The 12,524-nt window shown below is 62.6% G+C and carries 10 protein-coding genes; 9 read left to right on the plus strand and 1 reads right to left on the minus strand.

The features are described from left to right. Window positions 1-3: 3 nt before the first annotated feature. Genes LMJ30_RS17745 through LMJ30_RS17775 form a run of 6 tightly spaced genes read left to right on the plus strand, consistent with a single transcriptional unit; the run spans window position 4 to window position 6,986 of the window. On the plus strand, window positions 4-630 hold the full coding sequence (locus LMJ30_RS17745) for a pilus assembly PilX family protein (RefSeq protein ID WP_229433759.1): 627 nt from the start codon (window positions 4-6) through the stop codon (window positions 628-630). Then, window positions 627-4,235: a pilus assembly protein gene (locus tag LMJ30_RS17750; RefSeq protein WP_229433760.1), complete on the plus strand. Its 3,609-nt coding sequence runs from the start codon at window positions 627-629 to the stop codon at window positions 4,233-4,235. The genes LMJ30_RS17745 and LMJ30_RS17750 overlap by 4 nt, the downstream gene beginning before the upstream one ends. A gap of 10 nt (window positions 4,236-4,245) precedes the next feature. Next, the gene (locus LMJ30_RS17760; RefSeq protein ID WP_307729358.1) at window positions 4,246-4,695 is read left to right on the plus strand and encodes a type IV pilin protein; all 450 of its coding nucleotides are present in this window, start codon (window positions 4,246-4,248) and stop codon (window positions 4,693-4,695) included. Beyond that, the gene (locus tag LMJ30_RS17765; protein ID WP_229433761.1) at window positions 4,683-5,234 is read left to right on the plus strand and encodes a GspH/FimT family pseudopilin; all 552 of its coding nucleotides are present in this window, start codon (window positions 4,683-4,685) and stop codon (window positions 5,232-5,234) included. The genes LMJ30_RS17760 and LMJ30_RS17765 overlap by 13 nt, the downstream gene beginning before the upstream one ends. A 41-nt stretch (window positions 5,235-5,275) precedes the next feature. Further along, complete coding sequence (ribD, locus tag LMJ30_RS17770; protein ID WP_267869718.1) at window positions 5,276-6,352, plus strand: bifunctional diaminohydroxyphosphoribosylaminopyrimidine deaminase/5-amino-6-(5-phosphoribosylamino)uracil reductase RibD; 1,077 nt, start codon at window positions 5,276-5,278, stop codon at window positions 6,350-6,352. 7 nt (window positions 6,353-6,359) lie between these two features. Next, a complete protein-coding gene (locus LMJ30_RS17775; RefSeq protein WP_229433763.1) occupies window positions 6,360-6,986 on the plus strand; it encodes a riboflavin synthase in 627 nt (208 codons plus the stop codon). 133 nt (window positions 6,987-7,119) lie between these two features. Here the strand turns inward: LMJ30_RS17775 and LMJ30_RS17780 are convergent, their stop codons facing one another. Beyond that, window positions 7,120-9,936, minus strand: a complete 2,817-nt coding sequence (locus tag LMJ30_RS17780) for a M16 family metallopeptidase (protein WP_229433764.1) — start codon at window positions 9,934-9,936, stop codon at window positions 7,120-7,122. 241 nt (window positions 9,937-10,177) lie between these two features. Between LMJ30_RS17780 and ribBA the strand changes: the two genes are divergently transcribed. The 3 genes from ribBA to nusB are packed head-to-tail and all read left to right on the plus strand — an operon-like array spanning window position 10,178 to window position 12,314. Beyond that, on the plus strand, window positions 10,178-11,290 hold the full coding sequence (ribBA, locus tag LMJ30_RS17785; RefSeq protein WP_229433765.1) for a bifunctional 3,4-dihydroxy-2-butanone-4-phosphate synthase/GTP cyclohydrolase II: 1,113 nt from the start codon (window positions 10,178-10,180) through the stop codon (window positions 11,288-11,290). Window positions 11,291-11,334: 44 nt separating this feature from the next. Next, window positions 11,335-11,814 carry a 6,7-dimethyl-8-ribityllumazine synthase gene (ribH, locus tag LMJ30_RS17790; protein ID WP_229433766.1) on the plus strand — a complete coding sequence of 160 codons (480 nt, stop codon included), beginning with the start codon at window positions 11,335-11,337 and terminating at the stop codon, window positions 11,812-11,814. A gap of 32 nt (window positions 11,815-11,846) precedes the next feature. Beyond that, window positions 11,847-12,314: a transcription antitermination factor NusB gene (nusB, locus tag LMJ30_RS17795; protein WP_229433767.1), complete on the plus strand. Its 468-nt coding sequence runs from the start codon at window positions 11,847-11,849 to the stop codon at window positions 12,312-12,314. Window positions 12,315-12,524 lie beyond the last annotated feature (210 nt).

Here is a 12,524-nt window from a genome sequence, read left to right on the forward strand (position 1 = left end):
GCCATGGCCTTTTCACCTTCCAGGCGGGCGGGCGGTGCAGCGCTGGTTACCGTGCTGTTTGTCCTCATCGCCGTGCTGATCGTGGCAGTGTCCGCAGCTACGGCTGCGCTGAACGCCGAGAAGTCAGCACGCAATGAACGCGACCGCCACATTGCGCTGCAAGCCGCCGAGGCGGCCCTCGCCGACGCTGAGCGCGACATACGGACACTCGATCCTGCATCGCCGCGTGCAGCCATGTTCGCGCCGGGCAGCGCCTTGGGTTTCGGTGATGGCTGCGGCAAGGGCGCAAATGATCCCGGCCTGGGATTGTGCGGTCGGGCAGAAGCGCCACGCATTCCGGCATGGATTAGTGCCGCGCTGACGGAGGACGATGCTGGCGCACATGGCGCAGTCGCATACGGAACCTTCACCGGCGCGGTCATGCCCACTGGGCTGGGCACGCTGCCATCGCGGCCACCTCGCTACATTATCGAGCTGATGCCGTTTCCACGTGCCGGAGAAGATGCGGGCCAGCCAGCAGCCAATTTCTATCGGGTCACCGCCATTGGATTTGGATCGCGCCCGGCGACGAAGGTCGTGCTGCAGTCGTTTTATCGCAAGAGCGTGCCAGCCGAAGGAGCGGCGCGATGAAGCTTGCGGTATTCACCGCCGCAGCGGTGCTGTGCGCCCTGGCGGCTCGCGCAGCGCCTCCACTGCTTGATATCCCTGACGGACAGCTTGGGCTGCCCGGAAGCCGCGTCGCGCCAAATCTCCTGCTCCACCTTTCACTAACTGGGGCTGACGCTGGTTCTGCCTACCGTGACGACTACAGTGCGGCGACCGAGTATGGTGGTTACTTCAATCCACGCATGTGCTACTCCTATCCTTACAAAACGAAGGCAGGCGTAAAGGAGCCCGATCTTGGTGAGCAAAGCGGGTACTTTTCGATAATGAAGATGGCCGACACGAATCGGCTATGCGGAGGGGACTCCTTTAGCGGGAGCCTGCTGAACTGGGCAAGCATGTCGCGGCTTGATCTGCTCCGCCTCGCGCTGACTGGTGGCGACCGGGTCGTTGACACCAAAGACCTGACGGTGCTGCAACGCGCGTTGATTCCTTCGTTTGGCGCGGATTTCCCGGCCAAGCCAATCAAGCAGGCGAACGCCGTGACGCCATTTGGCGCGGCCACGATTTATGTGCTTTCGTGTCGCAACCGAATGCTGTTCAGCGAAACGGCGACTGGATTGAAGTGCGACAAGCCGCCTGACAAGCACCTTGGAGAATTCAATGCGCGCGTGAAGGTTTGCGATAAGGCCGATAGCGAATCCCGCCCGCTGCTTTGTGCAGCCTACAAGGGTGGCTTCAAGCCCGAGGGCGCGATCCATGCGAACGCTGACCTGATGCGAATGGGCGCGATGGGCTATCTGGCTGAACTGGCCGGCGACGACGCAAACTTTTACGGCGGTGCGCTGCGAGCGCCGCTCAAGTTTGTTGGACATCCCAAGACCGGGGCCCTACGTCCTGAATGGAATCCGGTTACGGGCGTGCTCGAAGCGGACCCGGACAAGGCCGGCGGCGCAACCAGCGGCCTGATTAACTTCGTCAACCTGTCAGGCAGGAGCGGCACATATAAAACCGCGGACCCCGGCGCTGAACTGTTCTATGAAGGCTTGCGCTACTTGCAGGGGCGAGCACCCACCCCTGGAACTGGAGATGCAGTTGAAGACGATAGCCTCGCGGTGTGGAACACGCGCGTGGACCCGGTGACGGCAAGTTGTCAGCGTTCCATGGCCGCAGTCATCGGCCACTCCAGCTTTGTCCGCGACCGCTATGTTCCTGGTAACGCGAGTGCCTACCTTGGCGATGCGGCGCGGGCGCCGGATGTGTTCAGCGGCAGCTTGGATGTGACACAGGCAACGCGGCGGGTAGGGCAGCTTGAGTCGAGGGACCTCGCTCATGATGGGCCAGACGGTGCCGGGAGCTTCTATCTCACGGGCGCGGCATATTGGGCCCATACAAATCCATTCAGGCCCGACTCCGACGTGCTGCTTGACACCTTGTCGCTCGAACTGGACGCGCCAGTGGAACCGGGGAAAAGCCCCTTGTACCTCGCCGCTAAGTATGGCTCCTTCCTTGACCGGAACCGCGATAAGAATCCCATGGTGACGACGGAGGGGCAACCGGCGGACAGCGAGTGGAATATTGACGGGAGCGCGACTGGATATTTTTCCGGGGGTGATCCGCATGCCATTGATTTGGCGGTGCGGGAGCTGTTCGCCGCGGCGCGCCATCCACGCGGCGCAGTAAGCGGTAAGGCTGTGAGCAACGGGCGTTACGTCATACAGGCCAGCTACGACCGCCAGCAATCGAGTGGCACACTGCGGCGTTATGACATGAGCCTGGCCTCGGACGGGAAGGTCAACGCGGGAGCTGTACCGCTGTGGGACGCCGCACAGGAGATGCCTGCGGCGGATTCGCGAAAAATCTATACGTCGGTGCGCGACGCCCAGGGAGGAACCAAGACCATCGAGTTCACCTGGACCCTGCTGCCCACAGCGCAGCGCGCGCTGTTCGAGCAGGCTGGCGATGGATTGGGCGAAGCACGGGTGGACTTCTTGCGTGGGGATCGCACGCGCGAGTCGGGGCAGGCCGGAGGACTTTTCCGCCGTCGCGCCACTGTGCTCGGCGATATCGTCCACAGCGCACCCGCGCTGGTAGGTGGGCCTTCCGTTTCCGTCCAGGGTACCGGCTATGTCCAGTTCCACGCGAGCGCCAGCAAGCGCCGCAGCGCTGTGTATGCCGGCGCGAACGACGGCATGCTTCACGCATTCGACGCCAACACCGGCGCTGAACTGTTCGCGTACGTGCCGGCCGCGCTTCATCCGGAGCTGCATAGATTGAGCCAGCCGGGCTATATGCACCGGCCGTATGTCGATGCCAGTCCTGGCTTCGGCGAGGCCCGGGTCGGCGGCAGTTGGCGCACTATTCTCGCCTCGGGCATGGGTATGGGCGCACGTGGCGTGTTCGCGCTGGATGTCACCAATCCCGCCAGCTTTGATACCGGCCTTGGCGCGTTATGGGAATTCACCGAAAAAGACGATGCCGCGATGGGCCATGTCCGCAGCGCACCAGCCATCGCCAAACTCAGGGTCGGCATGAAGGACCTCGCGCCTCAATACCGGTATTTCGTAGTAGTCGCCAGTGGGCTTAACAACTACGAAGCAGACGATGGCGCCAACGCGGCCCGCGGCGCCCTGTTCCTGCTGGCGCTCGACAAGCCTGTTTCGGAACCTTGGGCCCAGGGCGTCAACTACTACAAGCTGATGACGCCAAAGTCCGAATCGGAGGTGCCGCGCGCCCTTGCGGCGCCTGCCTTCGCCCTTGCTGCAGACGGCAGCATTCGTTATGCGTATGCCGGTGATTTGCAGGGCAACGTGTGGCGTTTCGACTTTACGGGGAAGCCGCCATGGCCGAAGGCTGTCGGCCCGGGAAAGGACGGGGAGCCTCTGTTCGTCGCGCGCGACGGATCGGGCAACCGCCAGCCGATCGTCCATGCGCCACGCGTCGTGTTCGCGCCGGGCGGCGGCTATCTGGTGCTTGTCGCCACCGGCAGGCTTCTGGAGGCCGCCGACCTCGATCCAGCCGGGTATGCGGTTCAGTCGTTTTATGCGCTTCGCGACAGCGCGCAGAAGTCGCCCGTAGTAATCAGTGGCCGCAGCGAACTGGCGGCCCGGTCGGCTTCGGGGAATGGACCGTATGTCATCAATGGCGACGCATTGCGCTTCGAAGGGAGCGGCGCGCGCAAGGGCTGGTATCTCGATTTCCCGAACGGGCGCACCGAAGGGGAGCGCAGTAGCGGTACGGCCCTGCTGGTCTCCGGCGCGCTGATCTTCGACACACTCGCTCCGGGCGCGAGCATATGCGCGCCGATGGTCACACGGACCTACGTGGTGGACGCCCTGACGGGGCTTGCATATGCCAGTAGCGGCGCATCGGAAATCGGACAGGTCACCGGGGACGTGGTGGAGCAGGGCGCCTGGCTGTCGCCGCCGCTGCTGGTTGATATGGGCATGGTTGCCGGACAGCGCAGTGCAACCGGCGCCGCGGTCGCGAACCATACCGTCAACATCGTGCGCATGCGCGGTGACGGCAAGCCGCCGCTATCGCTTCCGATCACGGTCAAGGCACCATCCGGACGGCTCAGCTGGCGCGAGGTCGCCAATTGGCAGGAGCTGCACGAAGCGGCAAAAAAATAGAGGAATTCCGATGAAACGCACCGCAGGCTTTTCGCTGATCGAGATCATGATCGTGCTCGCCATCGTCGGCACTCTCGCCTCGATCGCCTATCCCGGCTATAACAATTACATCACCCGCTCGCGCCGCATCGAGGGCCAGATGGCGCTGCTCGACATCCTTCAACAACAGGAGCGCTTCTACTCGCTGCACAACACCTACGTCGCCTTTTCGGCCGGGTCCACCGACGGGCCGGCGCGCCGCTTCAAATGGTGGTCAGGCGGCGATGCATCCGGCAGCGCCTACGAACTGCGTGGCGAAGCGTGCCCCGATCGGGACATCAGCGAGTGCATTGTGGTGACAGCGGTCCCGGGCACCGCAAACGTCGATGGCAGGTTCCGGGACGCCGAATGCGGAAGCCTGACGTTGAACAGTATCGGCCAGCGCGGCCCTTCCGGCTTGGCGAAGCGATGCTGGCCATAAGGCGCGCGCACGGCTTTTCGCTGGTGGAGCTGCTGGTGGTTATTGCGGTGGCCGCGGTGCTGCTGGGGATTGCGACCAGCGATTTGCGGTCCCTGGTCCGCCATCAGCAGCTGAAGGCGGCGCTGTCCGACCTGTTCGGGGCGATCGACCTGACGCGCTCGCAGGCCATCACACGTGGCATGCGCGTGTACCTGGCGCCATCGGGTGGCGGCTGGAGCAGCGGGTGGACTGTTTTTGTCGACAAGGACGGCGACGGTATCCCGGGCGAGGCCGATGAACTGATCGCGGTGCACGGTCCGATTGCCGAGGGCATCGTCATCACCAGTGGCTTTACGAGTCCTTGGGTCCCCGATTACATTGCCTATAATGGCGGTGGGCGCAGCTGTAGCCATGCCAGCAGCATGGCGGCGCGCTGGGGCACGCTGTCGCTGACGCTCGATGGGCAGACGCGGCGTATTAAAATCAACATGCTTGGCCGCGCGCGCGCCTGCGATCCGGCGCGCGATGGCGAAAGCTGTTCAGGCCCCGAGACACCCTAACCATACTGAAAACTGTGCAGATACTGAACGATAACGACGGCATGGCGCTTGCGCTGGAACTAGCCGCCAAAGGCATGTACACCACCACGCCGAATCCGCGCGTGGGATGCGTGATTGTGCGCGACGGCGAAGTAATCGGCACCGGTTATACCCAGCCGGCCGGCCAGGCGCATGCGGAGATCATGGCGATGCGCGATGCGCAGCAGCGTGGCCACGACGTACGCGGCGCCACCGCGTACGTGACGCTCGAGCCATGCAATCATCACGGCCGCACGCCGCCATGCTCCGATGCGCTGGTCCGTGCGGGGCTCGGCCGCGTGGTCGCCGCCATCACCGATCCGAACCCGCTGGTGGCGGGGCAGGGCATGGCCAAACTGGCCGCGGCGGGGATCGCGGTCAGCTCTGGCGTGCTGGAAGACCAGGCCTACGAGCTGAACATCGGGTTCTTTTCGCGCATGCAGCGCAAGCGGCCATGGGTGCGCATGAAGGCTGCGGCCAGCCTCGATGGCATGACCGCCCTGCACAGCGGCGAAAGCCAGTGGATCACCGGGCCAGCCGCGCGCGATGACGGCCATGCCTGGCGCGCGCGGGCCTGCGCCATCCTTACCGGGATCGGCACCGTCAAGGCGGACGATCCGCAATTGAACGTGCGGGCGGTGGATACGCCACGCCAGCCCCGCCGGATCGTCATCGATAGCAAGCTGGAAATCAGCCTCGATGCGCGCGTGCTTGCCGGCGGCGGAACATGGATCGTCGCCGCGGCCGCAAACCCCGGGAAGGAAGCGGCGTTGACGGCGGCGGGGAACGAAGTGATCATGCTGCCTAATGCGGACGGCAAGGTCGACCTGGCGGCGCTGATGCTGGAACTTGGCCGGCGCGAGATCAACGAGCTGCACATCGAAGCGGGATCGAAACTCAATGGCTCGTTGATACGCGAAGGCTGCGTTGACGAGTTACTGCTGTACCTTGCGCCGTGCCTGATCGGCGATGCGCAAGGCATGTTCGCGCTGGCGCCGCTCGACCGGCTCGATGCGAAGATTGCCCTCAAATTTTACGAGGTTCGGCAGGTTGGCGCAGACTTGCGTATCCTTGCAAGATTCACCCCACAACAGGAATAGAAGCAGCATGTTTACTGGAATCGTCGCCGCTGTCGGCAAAATCACCTCCGTGACCCCGCTTGAAGGCGGACAGGATGCGGGCGTCCGCCTTGATATCTCCTCCGGCGGATTGCCGTTGCAGGACGTGGCGCTGGGCGACTCTATCGCTATCAACGGCGCCTGCATGACCGTGGTGTCGAAGACCGACGACGCGTTCAGCGTCGATGTCTCGCGCGAGAGCCTCAACTGCACTGCGGGGCTGGATGCGACCGGAGAAGTGAACCTTGAAAAAGCGCTGACCCTGGCCGAGCGCCTCGGTGGGCACCTGGTGTCTGGCCACGTTGACGGGCTGGGTCGTGTTCACCGGTTTGAGCCGGTCGGCGAGTCGTGGGAGCTGGTGATCGACGCCCCGCAGAACCTGGCGCGCTTCCTGGCGTTCAAGGGATCGGTGGTGGTGAACGGCGTTTCGCTGACAGTGAACCGGGTTGAGGATGTCGACACCGACGCGGGCAAGGTCTGCCGGTTCTCGATCAACCTGATTCCGCATACGATTTCGGTTACGACGCTCAAGCACCTGCGCGCCGGCAGCAAGGTGAACCTGGAGATTGACCTGATTGCGCGGTATGTCGAGCGGATGCTGTCGCTAAAGGCGTAGGGCCTTACGTTTTCTTGGTTACTCCAGATTCGGCGGATGCGCTTTGCTTATCCGCCCTACGCGAAATTGATGGACGTAGGGCGGATAAGCAAAGCGCATCCGCCGTTTTTTCATATGTACCACTAAATCAGCGTTACTTTTCCGGATACAGCACAACCTGCACGTAGTTGTTCAGGTTGAAGTAGCGCCTGGCCGCATCCCGCACCTGTGCGGGCGTGATCGCCGCAACCTGCTTCTCGTAAGTGAGGATCAACGACGGGTCGGTCTGGTGCAGCAATGACGTTTGCAGGTGATTGATCCAGTACCCGTTCTCGCGCAGCGATTTCTGGTGGCTCTGGATCCAGTTCTGCTTCACCTTGTTCAGGTCCGCGACATCCGGGCCTTTCTCCTTGATCTGCTCGATCTCCGCAAACGTCGCGGCCAGCACTTTGTCCACGTTCGCCGGCCCGGTCGGCAGCGATACGGCAATCGCGTAGTTCTCGTACGGGATCTTGCTGAGGCTTCCGTTCATGCCGCCGCCATAGATTAACGCGAGCTTCTCGCGCAGGATGTCGGTGATCCTGATGTTCATCACTTCGAGCAGCGCGTGGAAGCGCATCTGCTCTTCTTCCGAAAACTGTGCCTTGCCGGTGAAGTTGATCGATACGTTGCTCTTGGCTTCAGACCCGCTGCGCACTTCCTTCTTGACCACCCCGCCCACCGGACGCACGCCCGTGTCCTTGGCTTCGACCGGAATGTCCGGTGTCGGCAGGCTGGCGAGGTAGGTGGCCAGCAGCGGCTTGATGCGCGCAGTGTCGAAGCTGCCGACCAAAATGAAGGTCAGGCCCTTGGCGCTGCCGAAGCGCGCCTTGTAGATGTCGATGGCGCGGTCCAGGCTGACCTTGGAGAAGTCTTCCGGGCGCGGCGTGCGCGCCACCCGCGGGTGGTTGTCGTACAGCGTGGTGATGATCGCGTCGCGGAATACCAGCTCCGGCTGCGTCATCGCGTTGCGGGCCGCGTCGACCTGGCGCGCGATGAACGACTTGTACAGGTCGGAGTCGCGCCGCACGCCGTTGAACTGCAGGTGCACCAGCTGCAGCATGGTTTCAATGTCGCTGCTGCCCGCGCTGCCGCTGACGATGTCGGTATTGCTGCCCAGCCCCGCGCGCACGGTGGCGGACTTACCGGCCAGTACCTTTTGCAGGTCGAGCGGCGAGTAGTCCTTCAGGCCCATGCTGGCGATGATCGAGCTGGCGTAACGCGAGTTGTAGGCGTCGGCTTCGTCGAACAGCATCTGGCCGCCGAAGCGCACCGCACTCATGAGCACCTGGTCGTTGCGGAAGTCGGTCGGCTTGAGGATCACCTTCACGCCGTTCGACAGCGTCAGGCGCGTCAGCCCCAGCGCCGCGTCGTGGGTTTCGCTGGCGATGCTGCCGGGTTTCGGCGGCTGGTCCATCAGGTTCGCGGCCACCGCCTTGTCGTCGCGCGCGGTGACAGCCGTTTTCTCGGCGGCCGACACGGATGCGAGCAATTGCGCGCTGGTCGGCACCGGGGTGTCGCTGTTGGTATTCCCCATGTAGACCACCAGCTTGGCGGAGCTGTCGGGGATCGTCTCGCGGGTGTATTTGTTGATCTCGTCGAGCGTTATGCCAGGCACCATCTCCTGGACGTAGCGGTATTCGCGCTCGATTCCCGGAATGCTTTCCTGCTCGAGGAAGTTGCGCACGTATTCGCCGACATAGCTGGCCGAGTCGGTTTTGTCTCGCTCGTTGTAGGCGCGCTCGTAGAAGCGCATCAGGTTCTTTTTGGCCCGTTCCAGCGCGCCCGCGCTGAAGCCGAACTGGCGCGCGCGTTCGTTTTCCTGCACCAGCGCGTCGATGGCTGGCATGGCGCCGCCTTTGCCAAGCGCGGCAAACGCCGTGTACGACTTGTAGCGCGCGGTCAGGCGGCTGATATTGCTGCTGCCGCCGATGAAAGGCGGGGCGGCCTGCTGCGACAGTTCCTGCATGCGCTGACTTAGCATGCCGGTGAACAGGCTTTCGATCAGCTTTTCACGGTAGGCGCCAAAAGTCGGCTTTTCGATCGATTCCTGCACCGGATAGCGGATCAGCAGGGAATCGCTGCTTGCTTCCTTGTCGGTGATGACCAGGGCCTCGGTCTCAGGGCGGGCCGGGATCGTCGCGTAGGTGCGCGGGCGCGGGTTGGCCGGGTTTTTCAGCGGACCGAAATGGAGCTTGACCAGCCGTTCGGCTTCCTTTGGGTCGATGTCGCCGACCGCGACGACGGCCATCAAGTCGGGCCGGTACCAGTCGCGGTAGAAGCGTTTGAGGGCGTCGTATTTGAAGTTCTTCAGCACCGCTTCGGTGCCGATCGGCAGCCGGTCTGCATAGCGCGAGCCGTTGAACATCTTCGGCAGCAGGACCTTGTTCATGCGGTCATTGGCGCCCTTGCCGAGCCGGAGTTCTTCCTGCACGATGCCGCGTTCCTTGTCGATGTCAGCGTGGTTGAAGGTCAGGCCGCTGGCCCAGTCCTTCAGCACCAGGAAGCCTTTGTGGACGTTGGCCTTGCGGTTGGTCGGAATCGGCAGGATGTAGACGGTTTCGTCGAAGCTGGTGTAGGCGTTAAGATCAGCGCCAAACTTCACGCCGATCGACTGCAGGTAGGACACCAGTTCGTGCTTGCGGAAATTGGCCGAGCCGTTGAAGGCCATGTGCTCGGTGAAGTGCGCGAGCCCGAGCTGGTCTTCGTCCTCCAGGATGGAACCGGCCTTCACCACCAGCCGCAGTTCGAGCTTCTTTTCGGGCTTGTTGTTCTTCTGGATATAGTAGGTCAGGCCATTGGCCAGTTTGCCGACCTTGACCTGGGGGCCGACAGGAATGGTGTCGGCGAGGTTGATCGCGGCGTGGGCCGCGATCGAATACACGAACAGGAAAGCGCTAACGCATACTGTCTTGACGAAGTTGGTGGTCATCGGCACATCATCCTGGCATCGGTCTTGGTGCCGGAATTCTACCCCTTATGCCAGTTCGCAAGCTGTGCCGTGTCGTGTGCCCCTCCGGCATGGTTTGTTGTTGTTTTGTAACAGGCGCGGCGCGGGGGAGGCGCGGGCCTGCGCGGATCGGGTTATTGCTGGGCCTAATGCCGGTGGGAAGCTGGTAAATCCTTTAAAATAGCGGATTACGCTTTACATGCCCGTCTTAGAGGAATCCTTAATGTCTATCTCCAGCACCCAGGAAATCGTTGCCGAGTTGCGCGCAGGCCGCATGGTCATCCTGGTCGACGAGGAAGATCGCGAAAACGAAGGCGACCTGGTGCTCGCGGCCGATTTCGTGACTCCTGAAGCCATCAATTTCATGGTCAAGCATGCGCGCGGCCTGGTTTGCCTGACCCTGACCGAGGACCGCTGCAACCAGCTCGACCTGTCGATGATGACGAGTCGCAACGGTACTTCGTTCGGCACCAACTTCACCGTGTCGATCGAGGCGGCCGAGGGCGTGACGACGGGTATTTCCGCTGCTGACCGCGCCAAGACCATCCAGGTGGCCGTTGCCAAGGGCGCCAAGCCGGACGACATCGTCCAGCCGGGGCACATTTTCCCGCTGAAGGCCCAGAAGGGCGGCGTGCTGATGCGTGCCGGCCATACCGAGGCAGGCTGCGACCTGACCGAAATGGCGGGCCTGACCCCGGCATCGGTGATCTGCGAGATCATGAAGGACGACGGCACCATGGCGCGCCTGCCGGACCTGCTGGAGTTTGCCAAAGAACATAACCTGAAGATCGGCACGATTGCCGACCTGATCCACTACCGCAGCGAGAACGAATGCCTGGTCGAGCGCGTGGCCGAGCGGTCGATGAGCACGATCTACGGCGACTTCCGCCTGATCGCCTTCCGCGACAAGCCAAGCGGCAGCGCCCACCTGGCGATGGTGCACGGTGACCTGGCGCCGAACCTGGAGTGCCTGGTGCGCGTGCACCAGCCGGTATCGATCCTCGACCTGCTGGAAAACAAGGCCACCACCCACTCGTGGACAATGGCGTCGGCAATGCAGGCGATCAAACAGTCAGAACGCGGCGTGATGGTGCTGCTCAACTGCGGCGAGACGGCAGAACAGCTGTTTGCCCAGTTCGCGGCGCTCGACACGACCGACACCCGCCCGCAGGCGCGCGCGGCGTCGATGGACCTGCGCACCTACGGTATCGGCGCGCAGATCCTGAAAGACTTGGGCGTGGGCAAGATGCAATTGCTGGCCAGCCCGCGCAAGATGCCGTCGATGACAGGTTTCGACCTGGAAGTTACCGGTTATCTCGCCAAACCGGCCGCCTGACGCGGTACTATTCACCACCAACCACAAGATAAAAGGGGCCGACCATGACCGTAGGAACTTATGAAAGCAATCTGACTGGCGCCGGCCTGCGCATTGGCATCGTCCAGGCACGCTTTAACGCCGACGTGGGCCACGGCCTGCTGTCGTCCTGCCTGGCAGAACTGAAGCACCTCGGCATCGCCGACGAAGATGTCCTGCACGTTACCGTGCCGGGCGCACTGGAAATTCCGCTGGCGCTGCAAAAGATGGCAGAAACCCAGCAGTTCGACTCGCTGATCGCGCTGGGCGCGGTGATCCGTGGCGAAACGTATCACTTCGAACTGGTGTCGAACGAATCGGGCGCTGGCATTACCCGCATTTCGCTGGACTACGGCATGCCGATCGCGAATGCCGTGCTGACCACCGAGAACGACGAGCAGGCTGAAGCACGCATGGCAGAGAAGGGCGCTGAGGCAGCACGTGTGGCCGTTGAAATGGCCAACCTGTTGCTGGCGCTGGAAGACCTGCAAGCCGACGAAGACTAAGAAGAACAGTAATAAAGAACGGGTAAGAAACCATGACTGACAAATCGATTCACGCCAATCCCAGCAAGAACCGCACGCCGCGTCACCGGGCGCGCGAGTTCGCCTTGCAGGGCCTGTACCAGTGGCTGCTGAACAATGAACCGGCGACCACGGTCGTCAATAACATCCGTGCCGCGCACGGCTTCGAGAAGGCCGACGCGGACTATTTCGCGGCCCTGCTGTACGGCGCGATCCAGGATTCCGTCTCGCTGCGCGACACCTTTGCCCCGCTGATCGACCGTGGCGTGGCCGAGCTGTCGCCGATCGAGCACGGTGTGCTGCTGATCGGCGCGTACGAACTGAAGAACAACCTGGACATTCCTTACCGCGTCGTGATTAACGAAGCGGTCGAGCTGACCAAGTCGTTCGGCGGGATCGATGGCCACAAGTATGTAAATGGCGTGCTGGACAAGCTGGCGCCGGTGCTGCGCGCGGATGAAGTGGCGGCCGCACGCCGTTAAGCCGCGTTTGCGCCAAGAGGATAGCCACCGTGCGTTGCACTGGTGGCTTTTTTTTGGCTTGGGGGAAACGACGGAGCAAACAAAAAGGCTATGTCACCGTTAGGTATGGAATTGAGCACGTCGTGCCCGCCACTGGCGGACCCGACTTCCCGCGAAAGCGGGAACCCATACTATGTATGCGCTGGAGCTCGAATCGCTTTATTACTGGTC

Origin of the sequence: Massilia agrisoli (genome assembly GCF_020831365.1) — a bacterium.
Lineage (GTDB): Bacteria > Pseudomonadota > Gammaproteobacteria > Burkholderiales > Burkholderiaceae_D > Telluria_A > Telluria_A agrisoli.

Excerpts from the sequence above, each read along its gene's own strand:
- LMJ30_RS17765 (WP_229433761.1), top strand. The coding sequence starts at position 4,683 with ATGCTGGCCATAAGGCGCGCGCACGGCTTTTCGCTGGTGGAGCTGCTG.
- LMJ30_RS17780 (WP_229433764.1), bottom strand. The coding sequence starts at position 9,936 with ATGACCACCAACTTCGTCAAGACAGTATGCGTTAGCGCTTTCCTGTTC.
- ribD (WP_267869718.1), top strand. The coding sequence starts at position 5,276 with ATGGCGCTTGCGCTGGAACTAGCCGCCAAAGGCATGTACACCACCACG.
- nusB (WP_229433767.1), top strand. The coding sequence starts at position 11,847 with ATGACTGACAAATCGATTCACGCCAATCCCAGCAAGAACCGCACGCCG.
- LMJ30_RS17760 (WP_307729358.1), top strand. The coding sequence starts at position 4,246 with ATGAAACGCACCGCAGGCTTTTCGCTGATCGAGATCATGATCGTGCTC.
- LMJ30_RS17745 (WP_229433759.1), top strand. The coding sequence starts at position 4 with ATGGCCTTTTCACCTTCCAGGCGGGCGGGCGGTGCAGCGCTGGTTACC.
- LMJ30_RS17750 (WP_229433760.1), top strand. The coding sequence starts at position 627 with ATGAAGCTTGCGGTATTCACCGCCGCAGCGGTGCTGTGCGCCCTGGCG.
- ribH (WP_229433766.1), top strand. The coding sequence starts at position 11,335 with ATGACCGTAGGAACTTATGAAAGCAATCTGACTGGCGCCGGCCTGCGC.
- LMJ30_RS17775 (WP_229433763.1), top strand. The coding sequence starts at position 6,360 with ATGTTTACTGGAATCGTCGCCGCTGTCGGCAAAATCACCTCCGTGACC.
- ribBA (WP_229433765.1), top strand. The coding sequence starts at position 10,178 with ATGTCTATCTCCAGCACCCAGGAAATCGTTGCCGAGTTGCGCGCAGGC.